Here is a 19,135-nt window from a genome sequence, read left to right as displayed (position 1 = left end):
CGGCCGTGGGGCTCGGTCATGTATCGCCCTTCCGTGCGCGATGTGCCGCTACCGCGTCGATCCAGGCTTGCAGGATCTCGACCGCGGCCGCCTGATCGACGACGGCACGAAGCTTGCGTCCCTTCACCCCACGCTGCGACAGCATCCTGGATGCCGTCACCGTGGTCAACCGCTCGTCGGCCAGCCGCACCGGCACCGGTGCGATCCGGGCGGCGACCTTCTCGGCGTAGTCCAACGCCGCTTCGGCCGCCGGGCCGTGACGGTCTTTGAGTGTCCTCGGCAAGCCGACGACGACTTCGACCACGTCGTGTTCCGTGACGAGTCCAACGAGCTGGTCGACGTCTTTGTCGCCAGTCGCGTCGCGAGTGAGGGTAACGAGCGGGCTGGCGAGGATGGGGTCGGGATCACTCAAAGCGATCCCGACCCGGACGGATCCGACATCCACGCCAAGCCGCCTGCCGCGCCCCGGATCGGACTCCCCAGGCCGATCCGGGCGCCGCTGAGAGGCGTCGTCAGCCAACTTGGGCGACCGCCGCGCGCAGTGAGGCGATGGCCTGCTCGGCACCGGCCGGGTTGGTGCCACCGCCCTGGGCCATGTCCGGCTTGCCGCCGCCACGGCCGCCGATCGCCTCGGCGAACGCCGGGACGAGCTTGCCGGCCGCGATGCCCTTCTCCTGGGCCGCCTTGGTGGTCGCGACGACGAAGGCGACCTTCTCGCCCTGCGGCGCGAACAGCGCGACGATGCCGGGGCGGGCGCCGAGCCTGCCGCGGATGTCCGAAGCCAGCGCGCGCAGACCGTTCGAGTCGACGCCCTCGCCGAGCTTCTCCGCGACGACCGCGATCCCGCCGATGTCCTCGGCCTTGTCCGCGAGCGAACCCGCCGAACCGAGCACTTGCCGGGTGCGCAGCTGCTCGATCTCCTTCTCCGCGTTCTTGAGCCGCGTGAGCACGTCGTCGATCCGCGACGGCAGCTGCTCCGACGGCACCTTGAAGGTGCTCGCGAGCTGCGAGACGAGCAGCTGCTCCTTGCGGACGTACTTGAGCGCGTCCGTGCCGACCAGCGCCTCGACGCGGTGCACGCCGGAACCGATGGACGAATCGCCCACCAGCTTCACCAGGCCGAGCTGGCCGATGCGGTCGACGTGGGTGCCACCGCAGAGCTCGCGGGAGTACTCGCCCATGTCGACGACGCGGACGTCGTTGCCGTACTTCTCGCCGAACAGCGCGACCGCGCCCAGTTCGAGGGCCTTGTCCTTCGTGGTGACGAAGGTGTTCACCTCGACGTTGGTCTGGAGGTAGTCGTTGACCTCCTCCTCGACCTCGGTCAGCACGTCGGCCGAGACCCCGCCGGAGGTGGTGAAGTCGAAGCGCATCCGGCCAGGCGAGTTGAGCGAACCGGCCTGCGCCGCGCGTTTGCCGTACGCGCCGCGCACGGCCGCGTGCACCAGGTGCGTCGCGGAGTGCGACCGCTCGATCGACAGGCGGCGGTGCTGGTCGACCGAGCCGGTCAGCGCGCTGCCGATGCCGACCTCGCCGTCGAGCACCTCGACGCGGTGCACGAACAGGCCCGGCACGATCTTCTGCACGTCGTGGACCTTGAGTTCGACGCCGTCGCCGAGCAGGACACCGGTGTCGGCGACCTGACCACCGCTCTCGGCGTAGAACGGCGTGCGGTCCAGGACCAGCTCCGCCTTCTTGCCCGCGCCGACGCCGCGGACGGGGACGCCGTCTTCCAGCAGCGCGACGACCTTCGCGTCGGCCTGCAGGTCGCGGTAGCCGAGGAACTCGGTCTCGCCGTGCTGCTCCAGCACCTTGCGGTACTCGGACAGGTCGCCGTGGCCGGTCTTGCGCGACGCCGCGTCGGCCTTCGCCCGCTGCCGCTGCTCGTTCATGAGCGTGCGGAAGCCCTCTTCGTCGACGGTCAGGCCCTGCTCGGACGCCATCTCCAGGGTCAGGTCGATCGGGAAGCCGTAGGTGTCGTGCAGCTGGAACGCCTTGTCGCCGGCCAGCAGCGAGCCGCCTTCGCGCTTGGTCTCCTCAGCGGCGAGGTCGAAGATGCGCGAACCGCTGGTGAGCGTGGCGAGGAAGGCCTCCTCCTCGACGCGCACGACGTCCTCGATGCGGTCGAAACCGGACAGCAGCTCGGGGTACGTCGGTCCCATGGTGTCGCGGACGACCTCGGCGAAGGCGGGCAGCACCGGCTCGTGCACGCCGAGCAGGCGCGCGGAGCGGATGATGCGGCGCAGCAGGCGGCGCAGCACGTAACCGCGGCCGTCGTTGCCGGGGGTGACGCCGTCGCCGATGAGCAGCACACCGGTGCGGGCGTGGTCGGCGATGACCCGGAAGCGGACGTCGTCGGTGTGGTCGGAACCGTAACGGCGGCCGGAGAACTCTTCGGCGCGGCCGATCACCGGGCGGACGAGGTCGGTCTCGTAGACATTCTCGACGCCCTGAAGGATCGTCGCGACGCGCTCGACACCCATTCCGGTGTCGATGTTCTTCTTCGGCAGCTCGCCGATCGGCTTGTGGCCGTGCTTCGGGCTCTTGTCGCCCCGCACGTCCTGCATGAAGACGAGGTTCCAGATCTCGATGTAGCGGTCCTCGTCGGCGACCGGGCCGCCCTCGCGGCCGTAGTCCGGGCCGCGGTCGTAGTAGATCTCCGAGCACGGGCCGCCGGGACCGGGCACGCCCATGTCCCAGTAGTTGTCCTTGCCGTCACGGGACTGGATGCGCTCGCCGGGCAGGCCGGTGAGCTTCTTCCACAGGCCCGCCGCCTCGGCGTCGTCCTCGTAGACGGTCGCCCAGATGCGCGCCGGGTCGAGGCCGTAACCGCCTTCGCCCTGGGGCTTGGTGATCAGCTCCCAGGCCGCCTCGATGGCGCCTTCCTTGAAGTAGTCGCCGAAGGAGAAGTTCCCGGCCATCTGGAAGAACGTGTTGTGCCGGGTGGTCTTGCCGACCTCGTCGATGTCCGGGGTGCGGACGCATTTCTGGACGCTGGTCGCGCGCGGGTACGGCGGCGGGACCTCACCGAGGAAGTACGGCTTGAACTGGACCATGCCGGCGTTGACGAACAGCAGGTTCGGATCGTCGAGGATCAGGGGCGCGCTGGGGACGCGCGTGTGGCCCTTGTTCTCGAAATGGCTCAGGAAACGCTGGGTGATTTCGTGTGTTTCCACGGGTTTGTCCTTGTATACGGGCTCGCGCGAAAGCGCTGGGAATGCGGACAGGCTGGAACGGCGGAGGGCTGGGACCCTGCTGGTCGCGGACGCGACCGGATCAGCCCTCCGCCCGGCGAGCTCGCCTGGCCGGGCGCCGCGGCTGTGCCGCGTGCCTGCCCGCAGGGCCATCGGAGGCCGTGCTCAAGCCGGATCGTTCGGACACCATGTCGTGCAGCTCCTGTTCGCGTTCGCTCATCCCGGCGCGGACCTCCGCGCCGAACGAACCGACGGCGCCCGCGAGTTCCCGCACGGCGTCGCCCAGGTTCGAGGCTAGCCCCGCGGGCGTGGCCTGGCGAGCGGTTTCGGTGGCTTTGCGTGACAGGGCGACACCGGCGACCACGCCGACGCCGAGCCAGAACAGGCGCTTCACTTGCGACCTCGCTTCGCCGGGCGCGCCGCCTTCGCTTCCGCCTTCTTGCGGCGGGCCTTGACGGCCTTGCTGAGGCCGTAGGACAGCGCGGCGGTCTTCACCAGCGGTCCGCCGAGCGTCGCGGTGAACAGCGAGGACAGCGCGGACACGTTGCCGCTGACCGCCTGCGCGTTGGCCGTGATGCCGTCGACCCGCTCCAGCTGCGTGTTGACGTGCGTGATCGTCTCGTTCGCGCCGATCAGCAACGGGTCGGTGCTCTCGTGCGCCTTGCGGATGGCGATCGTGGCCTCGTCCAGGGTCCGGCCGAGCTTGAACAGCACGATCGCGAGCAGCACGACAAGTACGACGAATGCTCCTGCGGCGATCAGCGCGGCGATCTGCCCTGCCGACACGGGCCCTCCTCAAGGGTCTGCGGTCTTGGTGCCCGTGAGGTTACCGTCCCGCCAGCCGTTCGGCGGTGTCACCCCGCCGGACCGTCACTCAGCGCAGTGAACCGGGACGGCGAGCGTGGCGAACGCTGTTCGCCTTGAGGACGACCTGTTCGGTTCTTGTGCCGTTCACATTGCTCGGCAAAGGTCGCGCGCATGCCTGAACTGTCACGCCGCACACTGCTGGGCGCCACCGGCGCCGCGGCCGCCGCCACTCTCCTCCCGCCGTCCGTGCACGCCGCGATGGCCGAGCCCATGCGGCGCGGCGGACTCGACGCCATCGAGCACGTCATCGTGCTCATGCAGGAGAACCGGTCGTTCGACCACTACTACGGCAGCCTGCGCGGCGTCCGGGGCTTCTCCGACACCCACCCGCTGGAACTGCCGTCGGGGAAGTCCGTGTTCGAGCAGCCGAACCCGGCGGGCGGCACGGTGCTGCCGTTCTCGCTGCGCAAGGCGGCCGAACTCGCCGGCCGGAAAGCGGACGACATCCAGTACCTCGGTGACCTCGACCACAGCTGGAACGGCAGCGGCAAGGCGTGGGCGCGCGGCTGGAACAACGGCTGGATCGCGGCGAAGACGCCCGCCACGATGACGTACTACGAGCGCCGCGACATCGCGCTGCAATACGAACTCGCGGACACCTTCACCCTCTGCGACGCCTACCACTGCTCGATCTTCGGCTCGACCAACCCGAACCGGAACTTCCTGTGGTCCGGTACCACGGGCTTCGAACCGGGCAGCACCACGAACCGCGCGGTCACGAACGCGGCGTACTCCTACGACCACAAGGGTTACGACTGGACGACCTACCCCGAGCGCCTCGAAGCGGCCGGGGTGCCATGGCGGATCTACCAGGAGTGGGACAACTTCACCGACAACGCGGTCGAGTACTTCGTGCCGTTCAAGAAGATCGGCACGAAGATCCTGGCCTCGGTCGAGGAGAAGTTCCGTACCACCGAAGAGTTCTACGACACTCTGCTGAAGAAGACTCCCGAGGAGCGCGCGAAGCTGCTGAAGCAGTTCGACGCCGGTGTCGCCACGCTGACGCCCGCCGAGCGCGACCTGTTCAAGAAGGCGATGTACCGCAGCGAGCCGGAGACGCTGGTGACCCGGCTCAAGGCGGACATCCAGGCGCGACGGCTGCCCGCGGTGAGCTGGCTGGTGCCCTCGGCGGTGGACTCCGAGCACCCCGGCGCGTCCACCCCGGTCGGCAGCGCGAACCTGATCTACCGCGTGCTCGACGCCATCGCGTCCGACCGCGAGACCTGGTCCAAGACGGTGCTGCTGATCAACTTCGACGAGAACGACGGCTACTTCGACCACGTCCCGCCGCCGATGCCGCCCGGGAACGCGGCCAACGACGCCGACCACTTCAACGGCCAGCCGCTCGGCTTCGGCCCGCGCGTGCCGATGACGGTCGTCTCGCCGTGGTCGATCGGCGGCAACGTCGACTCCACCGTGTACGACCACACTTCGGTGCTGCGGTTCCTCGAGCGCTGGACCGGGATCGCCGAGCCGAACATCAGCAAGTGGCGCCGGACCGTCGCGGGCGACCTCACTGGCGCCTTCGACTTCTCGCGCGCCGGACGTCAGCCGCGCGTGACCCGGCCGGGCGCGGTGCCCGCGCCGATCAGCCGGTGGCGGCCGTCCGCACCGGCTGAGCAGAGCCTGCCTGTGGCCGAGCCCGGCAACCGGCCGTCGCGTCCGCTGCCGTACCAGGTGTCGGTGTCCGGCGTCGTGAAGTCCGGTTCCCTCGCGCTGTCGCTGGCGAACAGCGGCTCGTCGTCGGCACATTTCGCGCTGTACCCGTACAAGGGTGAATTCCCCGAGCCCGCGCACCGCGACGTCCGCGGCGAGGCCGCCGAAACCGTGCCGCTGGCGGGTGACGACTACCGCGTGGTCGTCCAGGGACCGAACCGGTCGTGGTGGGAACTGCGCGGGAACCGCAAGGGCGCGGCGGCGGGCGTCGACGTGCGGACGCGGTTCCTGACGTGGCGTTCGGGCGTCGAGTTCAAGCTGTCCAACTGGGGCTCGTCGGCGCTGACGCTGCGGCTGTCGTCGTCGCGGTTCACGCGAGTGGTGCGGGTCGGCGCCGGGCGTTCGGTCACTGTGGACTGGCCGGTTTCGAACGGCTGGTACGACGTGAAAGTCACGGCCGACGGGGACCCGTCGTTCCTGCGGACGCTGACGGCGCGGGTGGAGAACGGGCGGACCGGCGTCTCCTGCTGACCGGGTTGTCCGGCGCGGCGTGAAGTGTCGCGAAAGCCACTTTCGGGACATCAGGTGTCCTGAAAATGGCTTTCGCGACGCCCCGAGGCCGGTTAGCGTCGCTTATTACAGTCACCCTGCACGCGCTCTGTTTCGCCGCGCACGACCCGCACGCCCTCGCCCGATTTTGGTCCGGGCTGCTCGGCTGGGAAGTCGAGGGCGAAACGCTGGTACCGAGCGACGATACCGGTTTCCGTCTGCGGTTCACCCCGAGCGAGGAACCGAAGTCCCGCAAGAACCACGCGCATTTCGACCTGACGAGCAAATCCCTTGAAGACCAGCAAATCATCGTGGCGAAAGCACTGGAACTCGGTGCGCGGCACATCGACATCGGACAGCGCCCCGAGGAAGAGCACGTCGTGCTGGCCGATCCCGAGGGCAATGAATTCTGCGTCATCGAACCGGGGAACACCTTCCTGGCCGAATGCGGCTTCGTCGGCGCGCTCGCCTGCGACGGTTCGCAGGAGGTCGGCTATTTCTGGCGCAAGGCGCTCGGATGGCCGCTGGTCTGGGATCGTGACCAGGAAACCGCGATCCGCTCCCCGCACGGCGGCCCGAAGATCACCTGGGGCGGCCCGCCGTTCGACGCCAAGACCGGGAAGAACCGGGTGAGTTTCGCTTTGAGCGGCCCTTTTTCGGAGGTCGATCGGCTGGTTTCGCTCGGCGCGATCCGGCTCGGCACCTGGGAAGGCGGGCAGGTGGAAATGGCGGATCCCGACGGCAACGAGTTTTCCGTCGGGGTGGTCGGCACGGGGTCATAGCACTCACCGGATGTGGCCGGAATTATGGCCGTCCCCGGACCGGACCTGACGCTGCGCTGGTCCGCCTCGCTCTACGGCACCGGATGGAAATTGGTCTACACCTATTGACGCGCGCCTGGTCAGCGGCCCAAGCTGCTGGGACCGAGGCCATCTTCCACTGTCGGAGGTTCGGCGTGCCAAGGAGAACCAGGAAACTACTCCCCCTGCTGGCGTCGCTCATCGCGCTGGCCGGACTCATGATCGTCGTCGTCACCCCGTCCACGTCGAACGCGGCAGGCCACGAGGACTGCCGTCCCGACGGGCTCTTCCGGACACCCGGCGTCGACACCCCCTACTGCACCGTCTACGACACGAACGGCCGGGAATCGCTGGGGGCGGACCATTCCCGCCGCGTGATCGGCTACTTCACCAGCTGGCGCACCGGCAAGAACGGTTCGCCCTCCTATCTGGTCAACAACATCCCGTGGTCGAAGGTGACCCACCTCAACTACGCGTTCGCCCACATCGACGCGCAGAACAAGGTTTCGGTCGGCAACCCGGGCGCGAACAACGAGGCCATCGGCATGGAATGGCCGGGCGTCCCCGGCGCCGAGATGGATCCGTCGTTGCCCTACAAGGGACATTTCAATCTGCTGACCAAGTACAAGAAGCAGAACCCGAACGTGAAGTCGCTGATCTCGATCGGCGGCTGGGCCGAGACCGGCGGCTTCCTCAACCCGGACGGCACGCGCAACGCGTCGGGCGGGTTCTACAAGATGACGCAGAGCCAAGCGAGCATTGACGTCTTCGCGGATTCCGTCGTGAAGTTCCTGCGCGACTACGGATTCAACGGCGCCGACATCGACTACGAGTACGCGACATCGGCCAGCTACGCCGGAAACCCGGACGACTACTGGATCGCGCAGTCCAACCGCGGCACCTTGTGGGCGGGCTACGAGAACCTGATGCGCACGCTGCGCGAGAAGATCGACCGGGCCGGTGCCGCCGACGGCAAGCACTACCTGCTGACCGCGGCCGTGCCCGCGTCCGGCTGGCTGCTGCGCGGCCAGGAGGTCTACGGCGTCACGCGGTATCTCGACTACGCCAACATGATGAGCTACGACCTGCACGGCGCGTGGAACCAGTTCGTCGGGCCGAACGCGGCGCTCTACGACAACGGCAAGGACGCGGAACTCGCGCACTGGCAGGTGTACACCACCCCGCAGTACGACGGTCAGGGGTATCTCAACACCGACTGGGCCTATCACTATTTCCGAGGCGCGATGCAAGCGGGCCGGATCAACATCGGTGTCGGTTTCTACACCCGGGGCTGGCAAGGTGTGTCCGGCGGGACGAACGGACTGTGGGGCACTGCTCCACTGCCGGATCAAAAACAGTGTCCACCCGGTACCGGATCCCACGTCGGCTCGACAGTGCCCTGCGGTAACGGTGCGATCGGCATCGACAACCTCTGGCACGACCTCGGCCTGGCCGGGGGCGAGGTGCCCGCGGGCGCGAACCCCATGTGGCACGCGAAGAACCTCGAGAACGAGATCACCCCGGACTATCTGGAGGCCTACGGGCTCACCCCGAAGACCGACCCGACGGACCGGGTTTCCGGTAGCTACAACCGGCACTACGACAACACGATGGTGACGCCGTGGCTGTGGAACAACGACAAGAAGGTGTTCCTGTCCACTGAAGACGAAGCCTCGCTCGCCACGAAGGCCAAGTACGTGGCCGACAAGGGCATCGGCGGCATCATGATCTGGGAATTGGCGGGCGACTACGCCTTCGACGACGCCAAGGGCCAATACTTCATGGGCGACACGCTGATCACGAAGATCAACGACGGCCTGCGCGGCGCCGCCCCGTACGGCAACACCAAGTCGTCGCGTCCCGCGCCGTCGTCGGTGCTCGACGTGAACGTCAACCTGACCGGGTTCGCGCTGGGCGACGCGAACTACCCGATCACCCCGCGGATGCGCATCACCAACAACTCGACCACCACCATCCCCGGTGGCACGAAAATCGAGTTCGACTACGGCACGAGCGCGCCCGGCAGCATGTCCGACCAATCCGGCTTCGGCCTGACGGTCACGAGCAAGGGCCATAGCGGGCCCAACGTCGGTGGCATGAAGGGAGACTTCCAGCACGTCGCGGTGACCGTGCCGACCTGGCAGACCATCGCGCCGGGCGCCACGATCGAGATCCGGCTGAACTACTACATGCCGATCGCGTCGCCGTCGAACTACACCTTCACCTTCGGCGGGACCACCTACGCGATCGCGGCGGACCACCCGCGTGGCGGCGGTGCTCCCCCGACGACCACGACGACGCCCACCACCGGCACGACGACCACGACGACGACCAGTCCGACCACGACCACCACTCGACCGACCACCACCACGCCGACGACGACCACCACGGCTCCGTCCGACGCCTGGAAGGCAGGCGTCGACTACACCACCGGCACCAGGGTGACCCACAACGGCACGGCCTACGTGTGCCGCCAGGGCCACCGCTCCCTGCCCGGCTGGGAGCCGCCGAACGTGCCTGCCCTCTGGACCCCCGCCTGACAGACCCGGCAGCGCGCGCAAGTAGTCCTCTGGTTGCGGTAGATGCACACGCAAGAACCGCGACTAGAGGACTACTTGCGGCAGGGGGGTCAGCGGCGCCCGGCGGTCAAAGTGTCGAAGTCCGGGAAGTCCCCGGCCAGGGTGGCCCCGGTGAAGTTGCCGACCCAGCCGCCGTCGTCGTGGAAGAACCGGATCGACACGTAGTCGGGCCGGGTCCCCATGTCGAACCAGTGCGTGGTGTTCGCGGGCACGCTCAGCAGGTCCCCCGCCTCGCACAGCACCGCGTACACCCGCCCGCCGACGTGCAGGTAGAACACGCCGGACCCACGGGCGAAGAAGCGGTCTTCGTCATCGTCGTGGGTGTGCTCGGCGAGGAACTTCTGCCGGGCTTCGGCGGCTTCGGCGGTCCAGCCGGGCTCGTCGGACGGAGTCATCCGGACGGCGTCCACGAAGGTGTAGCCCTCGGCGGCCGAGACCTTGCCGATCGGTTCCTCGTAGGCGGCCAGCACCTGCTCGGGTGTCACGTCGCGCGGCAAGTCCGGAACGAGGTCCCAGCGTTCGAACCGGACACCGAGGCGCCCCAGTTCGGCGGTGATCACGGCCGGGTCCTCGGTCCTGAGCGCGATCTCGCCGGGCCGGTCGTCCGGCCACACGGTCAGCAGCGTCATCGCGCTCCTCTTTCCTCACTGACGAGTCTTGTCTCTACCCGGAACCGGAGCAACCACTCCAAACATTCCAGCCGGTGCCTCGCGTGGCGCAGGTCATCACCCCAGACGTAGATTCCGTGCCGCGCGACGATCACCGCCGGCGTGTCGGCCCGGAACCCGGCCTCGAACGCGTCGCCGAGCACCCGCATGTCCTGGCCGTTCGCGAGCACCGGGATCGTCACCAGGTCGTCGTGCGCGGCCCGGCCGAAACCCTTGAGCATCTCCAGGTCCCGCAGTTCGACGCCGTCCGGCCAGTGCTCGGCGGCCACCACCGGCGCGAGCGCGTGCACGTGGATCACCGCGCCCGCCCCCGAGACCGCGGCGATCCGGGCGTGCAGCCCGGCCTCGGCCGAGGGCACCTTGTCCGGATGCGGCTGATCGGCCACGGCCAGCCCGGCTTCATCGACCACCACGACATCGTCGCTGGTCAGCTCGCCTTTGTCCCGCCCGCTGACGGTGACGGCGACCCGCAGCGGAGCGCGGCCGAGCACCACCGAGAGGTTGCCCGACGTGCCCCGCATCCAGCCCAGGCGAGCGAACCGGGCGGATTCCTCGGCCAGCGCGCGCCCGGCGAGTTCCAGGATGCTCATCGTGGGACGACCTTCACCTCGTCGAACGTCCGGATCGCCCGGTGTGTCCCGAAATCCGCGTCACCGAAGGGCTCGCCGTCGCGGGCGAGGCCGACGGTCTGCCAGCCGTCGGCGGCGGCACCGTCCAGTTCGGCCGGGACGTCGGAGAAGAACACGATGTCGTCCGGCTCGGCCTCCAGCGCGGACGCGATCGCGCGGTACGAGGGCGCCTCACGTTTCGGCCCGGCGTTGACGGTGTCGAAATGCTTCTCGAACAGGCCGGTGACGTCGCCGTCGGTGGTGCGCGAGAACGACGCGACCTGCCCGGCGACCGAACCGGAGGAGAACACCGCCAGCCGCAGGCCCGACTCGTGCCAGGACCGCAGCACCGGCGCGACGTCGCCGAAGAACTCCGTCGTGAGGTCCCCGTCGGCGTATCCGCGCTGCCAGATCAGCCCTTGCAACGTCTTCAGCGGCGCGATCTTCCGGTCGGCGTCCATCCAGCCGTGCAGCACCCCCACGACGTCCACTGTGGACGCGTCCGCGGGGAGCCCGCCGAGTTCCTTGATCCGCGCGACGGCGACGGCGACCTGGGGATCGTCCGGGTGCTCGTCGATCCACGGACCCAGCCGCGGGCGCGCGTAGTCGTAGAGGGTCACGTGCACGTAGCTGGTCGCGGTCAGCGTGCCCTCGATGTCGAGGACCACCCATCGGGCGGTCAGCGTTGCGGTCACTGGTTCGCTTCCCCTTCTGCGTAGTACTCGCGGAGCCGTCCCGGCTGGAAGGCCCCGCGGTCGGTCACCACCGTGGTGACGAAACGCGGCGGTGTCACGTCGAAGGCCGGATAGTGCCCACGGACGCGCTCACCGGCGACGCGGTGGCCGAGCGCGCTCAGCACCTCGTCGCCGTCGCGGTATTCGATCGGCACGTCCGCGCCGGTCGGCGCGGCCTGATCGGGCGCCTGGACCATCGCGTGGAACGGCACGCCGAAGGCCTCCGCCGCGACCGCGAGCCCCAGGGTGCCGATCTTGTTGACGACGTGGCCGTCCATGGTGACGCGGTCGGCGGCGGTCACCAGCGCGCCGACCTCACCCGAGGACAGCACCGCCGCGCCCATCCCGTCGGTGATCAGCCGGGTGTCGGCGCCCATCTCGGCGAGCGTCTCCGCGGTCAGCCGCGCGCCCTGCAAGTACGGCCTGGTTTCCGTGCACAGGAAGGAGAACTCCTTACCGTGGCGCCGCGCGGCCAGCACGAATTCGACCAGGTACAGGTCGGCCCAGCAATGCGTCAGCACGGTCGCCTTGTCCGGCACGAGCGCGGCCGTGTGCTCGCCGAGCGCGCGACTGCGGGACCGATACAATTCGTCACCTGCTCGCGCTCCCCTCGACGCGGCTTCGACGAGATCGCCGGACGATTCGTCCACTTTGGACAATACGGTGGCGACGGCCTTGCGGAGGTGGTTGTTCGTCTTGCGGGTGGCGATGATCCGCTCCCCCACCCGCTCCAGGTACGCACGGGCTTCGACGCCGGGAAGCCCGGACGCCTCGCGCGCGCCGAGCACCATCGCGCCCAGCGCGGCGAAATACGGCCCGGACGACTGGGTGACCATCTCCTCGATGGCCACCGCGACCTCCTCCGAAGTCCGGCACAGTACCCATTCCCGCTCGAACGGGAAGACACGGCGGTCGAGGATGTGCACGCCGTCGCCGTCGAGACGGACGCTGTCGGCGAGGATCGGCAGCGTCATCAGCTGTACCCCGAAAGGCACGGCGGGATCCCGTTGAGGAAGTGGTCGCCGACCTCGCGTGCCTTGTAGGTCACGGGATCGTGCAGGGTCAGCGTGCGGGCGTTGCGCCAGAACCGGTCGAAACCGTACTTGGTCGCCGTGGCCCGCGCGCCGGTGAACTCGAAGACCTTGCTCGTGGTTTCGACGGCCACCCGGCTCGCGACGATCTTCGCCGACGAAATGGCGATCGCCGCTTCGGCACGCTCGGCCGGGGTCAGGTCGAATCCGCGCTCGTCCGCCTCGCCGAGCGCGGAAACCGCCGCGTCGACGGCGAATCCGGCCGCACGCGCCGTCGCGACCAGTTCGCCGTACCCGGCCAGGGTGTACGGGTCCTGCGTCGCTTTGTCCACATCGGACAGTGTCCAGGCCCGCGCGGTCTCCCGCGTGTAGACGGCGGCGGCGTCGAGCGCGCCGGACGCGAGGCCGACATAGACCTGCGCCAGCATGAGCTGGAACCCGATCGCCGCGAGGGAGATGCGGGGCACCTTCGGATCCGACTGATCCTCCGGCTGGGCGCCGAGGACGTCGTCGTGGGCGATCCGGACGGCCTCGAACCGCACCGCGCCGCTCGCGGTGAGCCGCTGGCCGATGTTGTCCCAGTCACCGGGGAAGGTGATCCCGTCGGCCCGTGCGTCGACGACGAAGGTGAGCTTCTCGCCGTTGTCGGTCCTCGTCGCGCTGACCACCAGGCGATCGGCGACCGCGGCGCCGGTGGCGAAGGTCTTGGTGCCCTCGACGGTGAATCCGCCGTCCACCGGGGTCAGGAGCAGGGCGGCGTCGAGCGGATTGCTCACGCCCGCCCAGAACCAGCCCGGTTCGCTCGCCGCGCGCGGCCCGAACAGGCCCGTGCGCCAGAGCTGCAAGTAGTGGTAGCCGAGCAGGTGCCCGACGGAGGCGTCGGCGGCGGAGACGATCCGGGTGGCCTGGTTCGCGGCCGCCCAACCGGCGGTGTCGAGTAGGGGCAGCAGGCCGGACTCGCGCAGCAAGCCGACCTCCTGGACCGGGAGACGCCCGGCGAGGTCACGCTCGGCCGCGTCCGCCCGCAAGGTGTCGGCGAGTTCTTCCGCCGCCTTTCGCCACACTTCGGTCATTCCGCCCCTTCCACGTCGATGAGAGCGTCGAGCGCCACGCGGGTCGCCCTCGCCACCCCGGCGGCCACGACGTCGCGGTGCGGGTCGTAGGCCGACGGGTCGGGGTGCTCGGGCCGCGCGTCGCCGTCGATCACGAGCACACCACCGGCCCGCAGGCCGCGCAATGCCGCGAACACCAGCAGCGTGGAGAGTTCCATCTCAATGGCGATGACCCGCGCGGCCAGGTAGTCGGCCATCGGGAGGGTGAGCACGAGCGGGCTGAACGCGGCCCGCGTCCACACCACTCCCCGGTGTGCCTCCGGGGCGGCGCGGCTGAGCGCGACGACGGCCTCCGGGGTGGCGAACGCCGGGTATTCCGGATGGATCAGCTGCTGGGTGACGCCGTCGTCGCGGACCGCCGCCTCGGCGATGACGAGGTCGCCGTCGGTGATCCCGTCGGCCAGCGAACCGGCGGTGCCGAGCCGGAGGAAGGTGCGGACGCCGGCTTCGGCCAGCTCGCCGAACTGGCACAACGCGCCGGGGCCGCCGACGCCGTGCGAGGACACGACGACCGGGACACCCCGCCAGGAGCCGGTGTAGCTGCGGTACTCGCGGTTCTGGCCGACGAGGACGGCGTCTTCCAGCGACTCGGCCACCGCGGTCGCGCGGTCGGGATCGCCCACGACGAGGGCACGCGGCGGCAGTCCGTGCCGGGGGATCTTGGTGATGGGCAGGACGTCGCTCACGCGGGCTGTCCCTTCTTGCGCTTGACGTTGGACAGGAACAGCGCCACCAGCGTGACGACATAGGGCGCGGCGTCGGTGGCCTGCTGCGGCAGGCCGATGCCCTGGAGCCGGAAGCCGAGCGCCTCCGCGAGGCCGAACAGCAGCGCAGCCAAGAGCACGCCGAGCGGATGCGCGCGGCCGAGCATGACCGCGACGACGGCGATCCAGCCCCGACCGGCGGTCATGTTCTCGGCGAACAAAGTCACCGAGCCCAGCGCCAGTTGCGCGCCGCCGAGACCGCACAGCGCTCCCCCGGCCAGGATCACTCCGTAGCGGTACTTGGTCACGTTGACGCCCAGGCTGGACGCGGCCTCCGGACGTTCGCCGACCCCGCGCAGTCGCAGGCCCCACGGGTGCCGGTACAGCAGCACCGCGAGCGCGGGCACGGCCAGCCAGGACAGGTAGACCAGCAGCGACTGCCCGGGAATCGGGCCGAACTGGCCGAGACCTTGCAGCGTGGGGTCGCTGAACGAACCTTCGGTGCCGAACACCGTGCGGATGAGGAAGCTCGTGAGCCCGACAGCGAGCAGGTTGCTCGCGACGCCCAGCACGATCGGGTCGCCGTCGAAGGTGATCGACCCGATCGCGAGGATCAGCGAGTACGCGGTCGCCGCGATCACCGCCACGACGACGCCGATCCACGCGCTGCCGGTGTACCAGCTCCCGGCGACGGCGCCGAAGCAACCGACCAGGAGCGAGCCTTCGAGGGAGATGTTGAAGACCCCGGCCCGCTGGCACAGCGCGCCCGCGAGCGCGGCGAACAGGATCGGCGTCAGCGCGGTGAGCGCCGAAGAGAACAGGCTCGCGTCGATCATGCCCGCCCCGCCTTCCGTTTGAAGACCCCTGAGGTGGCGGCCAGGAAGATGATCAGCACCGCCTGCAGGACCGCGGTCAGTTCGCGCGGGACCTGGGTGGCGCGTTCCATCGCGAACCCACCGCTGGTCAGCGCCGCGAAGAAGACGGCCGCGACCAGTGTGCCGAGCGGTCCGGCACCGGCCAGCAGGGCGGCGAGCAGGCCGATCCAGGTGTACTGCGGCGTGATCAGCGCGCCGTCGATGAACCGGTACGGGAAACCGAGGACGGCGATCGCGCCGACCAGTCCGGCGGTCCCGCCCGAGAGCGCCAGCAGCCGCAGCGTGAGCTTCGGACGGTCGATCCCGGCGTAGGCGGCGAACCGCGGTGCCCAGCCGGTCACCTTGGTCTCGAAGCCGGCGGGCGCGCGAGCGTCGATCACCGCGTGGACCGCGATCACGGCCAGCACCAGGAAGATCCCGGTGGTCACCCCGCCCAGTTCGGGCAGCCGGACGCCTTCGGGCAGCCGCGGGCTCTGCGGCAGGCTGGAACCGGCGTCCTTCAACGGGAACCGCACCAGATATCCGGCCAGCGACATCGCCGGATAGCTCGACAACAGGGTGCTGATCAGCAACGGGACGCCGAGGCGGTTCTCACAGACCGCGGCCAGCGCGGCATACGCGGCTCCGGCGAGGACGCCCGCGAGCAGGGCGAGCACCACCCGGATCGGCCCGGGGCCGGGGACGTACAGCCCGACGGCGAGCGCGCTGATCGCGCCGAGCACCAGTTGCCCCTCACCGCCGAGGTTCACCATGCCCGCGCGCAGCGGGATCGCGAGCGCGGTGGCCATCCCCGCGACGGGGACGGCGTAGGCGAGGGTGTCGCCGATGCCGTCCGGGCCGAACGCGCCGGAGACGATCGCGCCGTAGGCCGCCAGCGGATCGGTTCCGGTGGCCAGCAACAGGATCGCACCGAGCACGAGCGCGGCGGCGACCGGGACGGCGAGGGCACGGACGCGGTTCATCCCGCACCTCCCGCCATGGCGAGACCGATCCGGCGCTGATCGGCGTCGGCCTTGCTGAACTCCGCGACGATCCGGCCTTCGAAGAGCACCAGCACGCGGTCGGACAACGCGAGGACCTCGCTGAGTTCCGCGGAGATCAGCAGGACGGCGTGCCCGGCGTCGCGATGGGCGACGAGCCGGGCGTGGATGTTCTCGATCGCGCCGACGTCCACCCCGCGTGTCGGCTGTTCGACCAGCAGGAACGGCGCGTCGTGGGTGAGTTCGCGGCCGAAGATCGCCTTCTGCTGGTTGCCGCCGGACAGCGTGCCCATCGCGGCGGCGGGGCCGGAGGCGCGGACGTCATAGGCCTCGATGATCGCCGACGCGTGCTCACCGACCGCCTTGCGACGCAGAAATCCCTTGCGTACCAAGGGTTGCTTGCGGTGGAAGCCGACGGCCAGGTTCTCCCGGAGGCTCGCCGTCGGCGCCGAGCCGACCTCGGCGCGGTCTTCCGGGACGTGCGCGAGCCCGGCGTCCCGGCGGCCCCGGACCGAGAGCCCGGCGAGGTTCTGTCCACCGAGGACGACGTCGCCGTCCGTCTTCAGGAGGCCGGTGATCGCGCCGGACAGTTCGGCCTGGCCGTTGCCCGCGACTCCGGCGACACCGACGATCTCCCCCGCGCGCACGGTCAGGGACACGTTGTCCAGCAACGGTTTCCCTTCCGGGCCGGGGATGGTCAGGTCGCGGACTTCGAGGACGGCTTCGCCAGGAGTCCCGGCCGGGTGGACCCGGTCGAGGTCGACCTCGCGTCCGGTCATCGCCGCGGCGAGTCCGGCGGCGGTCTGGTCCGCGGTGTTCCCGCGAGCGCTGACGCGGCCGTCACGCAGCACCGTGACATGGTCGCTGACGGCGAGGACCTCCTGGAGTTTGTGCGACACCAGCAGGATCGTGCGGCCTTCGGCGGCGAGGACGCGCAGCACGCCGAACAGCCGCTCGGTTTCGGGCGGGGTGAGCACGGCGGTGGGTTCGTCGAGAATCAGGACGTCGGCCTCGCGGTACAAAAGTTTGAGGATCTCGACCCGCTGCCGGAGCCCGACCGGCAGCTCACGGACCCGGTCGCCGGGTCGCAGCCGTAGTTCGTGCCGTTCGATCAGTTCGGTGACGCGAGCCGTCGCCGTTTTGCGGTCCAGCAGGCCGCGGCGGGTCGGCTCGCTGCCGAAGACGACGTTCTCGGTGACGGTGAGTTCGCCGAACAGCGCGAACCCCTGCTGCACCATGCCGACGCCGGCGTCGATGGCCTGCGCCGGTGAGTCGAACGAGACTTCCTCGCCGTGCAAGGAGATCGTGCCCTCGTCGGGCCGATGCAGGCCGTAGAGGACGGACATCAGCGTGGACTTGCCCGCGCCGTTCTCCCCCATCAGCGCGTGGATCTCCCCCGCGCCGACGTCGAGGTCGACGTTGTCGTTCGCGAGCACTCCGGGAAACCGCTTGACGATTCCCCGGAGTGAGACCGCCTCAGGATTCGGCCGGGTCATCGACGACGATCGCGCCCGAGATGATCTGGTCCCGCAGTTCGCCGACCTTGGCCAGCACGTCGGGGCGGTTCGCGACGACGCACTGCGACGTCGCGGCCTCCGGCTGGAGACCGGTCAGGGAAATGCCGCCTTCTTTGAGACCGTAGGACTTCGTCTCGCCGGACTTGCCGCCGAGAATCGCGTCGACCCCGTCTCCGATGACGACGTCGGTCCGCTTGACGACGTTGTCCGCGACCTGCCCCGGGCTGGCCGGGCACTGGTTGGCGTCGACGCCGTACGCGAAGAACCCGCCCTGTTTGGCCGCCTCGAAGACACCGAGGTTGCCCGCCGCGGAGGCCGCGCCCATGACCTGGTCGACGCCCTGCCCGGCGAGCGTGGTGGCCAGCGCCTTCGCCCGCGCCGGGTCGTTGAACGGGTTGGCGCCGCCGATGAACAGCGGGCTCAGCGTGGTGCCGGGTTTGGCCTTCTCCGCGCCCTGGCCGAACGGGATCGAGTACCGGCGGAACTGGGGAGCGTCGAGGACGACGACCGCGCCGACCTTACCGGTCTTGCTCAGCAGCCCGGCCTCGGCGCCCGCGAGATAGGTGCCCTCGTGCTCGCGGAACACCGCGCAGGTGACGTTCGGGAACGGCTTGGTGGTGCAGGAGTCCACGAACAGGAACTTCTGCTCGGGATTGCGTTCGGCCTCGGCCGCGATCGCGTCGGCGAAATTGAAGCCGACCGCCACGATCACCGCGGGCTTCTCGCGCACGGCGGCGGCGAGGTTCTGCTGGATCGAAGCCGGATCGGTGCTCTGGAACACCTTCTGTGTCCCGTTGTGCTTCTTGGCCGAGCCCTCGACACCGGCGACGGCGAGCTTGAGGAAGTCGTTGACGCCGACCGGGCTCGGCGTGATCAGGACCAGCGCGGGACCGCCGGTGCCCTTGGCGGCCGGGTCCTTGGCCGAAGCGTTGCACGCGGCGAGGAGCGCGACGGCGGAAACGGCCATGACGGCCCGCAAGAGGGTTCTCGGCGACATGTCCCGGACTGTATGTCGCCGGTCCACGATATGGCACCGAGTCCCACCCTGCGGAACCGTGTAGGCCGTTATACGCCCGGGTCCACGGCCGGCAACGTAAAGGAAGACGTGACTCGCGTGATCAGACGCCGAACTCGCGTGCTTGAAGGCGGAACTCACGTGATTGGAGGCGGAACTCACGTGTGCGGCGCCTGATCACGAGATTCGCCTTCAAGCACGTGAGTCACGCCTTCAATCACACGAGTGACGCCTTCAATCACGCGA

17 protein-coding genes are annotated in these 19,135 nt (G+C 69.4%); 3 read left to right on the top strand and 14 right to left on the bottom strand.

Annotated elements, in window-relative coordinates; translation table 11 throughout:
* Positions 1–16 precede the first annotated feature (16 nt).
* The 4 genes from ruvX to BS329_RS24870 all read right to left on the bottom strand — a co-directional run bounded on the left by ruvX (position 17) and on the right by BS329_RS24870 (position 3,980).
* Positions 17–520, bottom strand: a complete 504-nt coding sequence (ruvX, locus tag BS329_RS24885) for a Holliday junction resolvase RuvX (RefSeq protein WP_076163665.1) — start codon at positions 518–520, stop codon at positions 17–19.
* Positions 513–3,176 carry an alanine--tRNA ligase gene (gene alaS, locus BS329_RS24880; RefSeq protein ID WP_076163664.1) on the bottom strand — a complete coding sequence of 888 codons (2,664 nt, stop codon included), beginning with the start codon at positions 3,174–3,176 and terminating at the stop codon, positions 513–515. Before alaS ends, ruvX begins: the two co-directional genes overlap by 8 nt.
* A 100-nt stretch (positions 3,177–3,276) precedes the next feature.
* Complete coding sequence (locus BS329_RS24875) at positions 3,277–3,588, bottom strand: hypothetical protein (RefSeq protein WP_076163663.1); 312 nt, start codon at positions 3,586–3,588, stop codon at positions 3,277–3,279.
* Entirely contained in the window at positions 3,585–3,980 is a 396-nt protein-coding gene (locus BS329_RS24870) for a DUF948 domain-containing protein (protein ID WP_076163662.1), read from the bottom strand. The genes BS329_RS24875 and BS329_RS24870 overlap by 4 nt, the downstream gene beginning before the upstream one ends.
* A gap of 192 nt (positions 3,981–4,172) precedes the next feature.
* Here BS329_RS24870 and BS329_RS24865 point away from each other — a divergent pair, with 192 nt between their 5' ends.
* The 3 genes from BS329_RS24865 (at position 4,173) to BS329_RS24855 (ending at position 9,606) form a co-directional block, all read left to right on the top strand.
* Positions 4,173–6,248, top strand: coding sequence for a phosphocholine-specific phospholipase C (locus BS329_RS24865; protein ID WP_076163661.1), 2,076 nt, complete (start codon positions 4,173–4,175; stop codon positions 6,246–6,248).
* A gap of 65 nt (positions 6,249–6,313) precedes the next feature.
* Complete coding sequence (locus BS329_RS24860; protein ID WP_244197281.1) at positions 6,314–7,048, top strand: VOC family protein; 735 nt, start codon at positions 6,314–6,316, stop codon at positions 7,046–7,048.
* 173 nt (positions 7,049–7,221) lie between these two features.
* On the top strand, positions 7,222–9,606 hold the full coding sequence (locus BS329_RS24855; RefSeq protein WP_076163660.1) for a chitinase C-terminal domain-containing protein: 2,385 nt from the start codon (positions 7,222–7,224) through the stop codon (positions 9,604–9,606).
* 89 nt (positions 9,607–9,695) lie between these two features.
* Here the strand turns inward: BS329_RS24855 and BS329_RS24850 are convergent, their stop codons facing one another.
* The 10 genes from BS329_RS24850 to BS329_RS24805 are packed head-to-tail and all read right to left on the bottom strand — an operon-like array spanning position 9,696 to position 18,871.
* Complete coding sequence (locus BS329_RS24850; RefSeq protein ID WP_076163659.1) at positions 9,696–10,274, bottom strand: 1,2-dihydroxy-3-keto-5-methylthiopentene dioxygenase; 579 nt, start codon at positions 10,272–10,274, stop codon at positions 9,696–9,698.
* Positions 10,271–10,903: a methylthioribulose 1-phosphate dehydratase gene (mtnB, locus tag BS329_RS24845; protein WP_076163658.1), complete on the bottom strand. Its 633-nt coding sequence runs from the start codon at positions 10,901–10,903 to the stop codon at positions 10,271–10,273. The genes BS329_RS24850 and mtnB overlap by 4 nt, the downstream gene beginning before the upstream one ends.
* The gene (mtnC, locus tag BS329_RS24840) at positions 10,900–11,616 is read right to left on the bottom strand and encodes an acireductone synthase (RefSeq protein ID WP_076163657.1); all 717 of its coding nucleotides are present in this window, start codon (positions 11,614–11,616) and stop codon (positions 10,900–10,902) included. Before mtnC ends, mtnB begins: the two co-directional genes overlap by 4 nt.
* Positions 11,613–12,629, bottom strand: a complete 1,017-nt coding sequence (locus BS329_RS24835) for a translation initiation factor eIF-2B alpha/beta/delta subunit family protein (RefSeq protein ID WP_076163656.1) — start codon at positions 12,627–12,629, stop codon at positions 11,613–11,615. The genes mtnC and BS329_RS24835 overlap by 4 nt, the downstream gene beginning before the upstream one ends.
* Positions 12,629–13,759 (bottom strand): acyl-CoA dehydrogenase family protein, encoded by a 1,131-nt coding sequence (locus BS329_RS24830; RefSeq protein ID WP_076163655.1) that lies wholly within the window; start codon positions 13,757–13,759, stop codon positions 12,629–12,631. The genes BS329_RS24835 and BS329_RS24830 overlap by 1 nt, the downstream gene beginning before the upstream one ends.
* Positions 13,756–14,484, bottom strand: coding sequence for a nucleoside phosphorylase (locus BS329_RS24825; RefSeq protein WP_076163654.1), 729 nt, complete (start codon positions 14,482–14,484; stop codon positions 13,756–13,758). The genes BS329_RS24830 and BS329_RS24825 overlap by 4 nt, the downstream gene beginning before the upstream one ends.
* Entirely contained in the window at positions 14,481–15,338 is an 858-nt protein-coding gene (locus BS329_RS24820) for an ABC transporter permease (RefSeq protein WP_076163653.1), read from the bottom strand. Before BS329_RS24820 ends, BS329_RS24825 begins: the two co-directional genes overlap by 4 nt.
* Positions 15,335–16,339, bottom strand: a complete 1,005-nt coding sequence (locus tag BS329_RS24815) for an ABC transporter permease (protein WP_076163652.1) — start codon at positions 16,337–16,339, stop codon at positions 15,335–15,337. Before BS329_RS24815 ends, BS329_RS24820 begins: the two co-directional genes overlap by 4 nt.
* Positions 16,336–17,853: an ABC transporter ATP-binding protein gene (locus tag BS329_RS24810; RefSeq protein WP_244197280.1), complete on the bottom strand. Its 1,518-nt coding sequence runs from the start codon at positions 17,851–17,853 to the stop codon at positions 16,336–16,338. The genes BS329_RS24815 and BS329_RS24810 overlap by 4 nt, the downstream gene beginning before the upstream one ends.
* Positions 17,834–18,871 carry a BMP family ABC transporter substrate-binding protein gene (locus BS329_RS24805; RefSeq protein ID WP_244197279.1) on the bottom strand — a complete coding sequence of 346 codons (1,038 nt, stop codon included), beginning with the start codon at positions 18,869–18,871 and terminating at the stop codon, positions 17,834–17,836. Before BS329_RS24805 ends, BS329_RS24810 begins: the two co-directional genes overlap by 20 nt.
* Between the last annotated feature and the right edge of the window lie 264 nt (positions 18,872–19,135).

It is taken from the genome of Amycolatopsis coloradensis (assembly GCF_001953865.1).
Taxonomy (GTDB): domain Bacteria; phylum Actinomycetota; class Actinomycetes; order Mycobacteriales; family Pseudonocardiaceae; genus Amycolatopsis; species Amycolatopsis coloradensis.
Note: the sequence above shows the minus strand (reverse complement) of the source record. Positions and strands in the feature narration are given on the sequence as shown.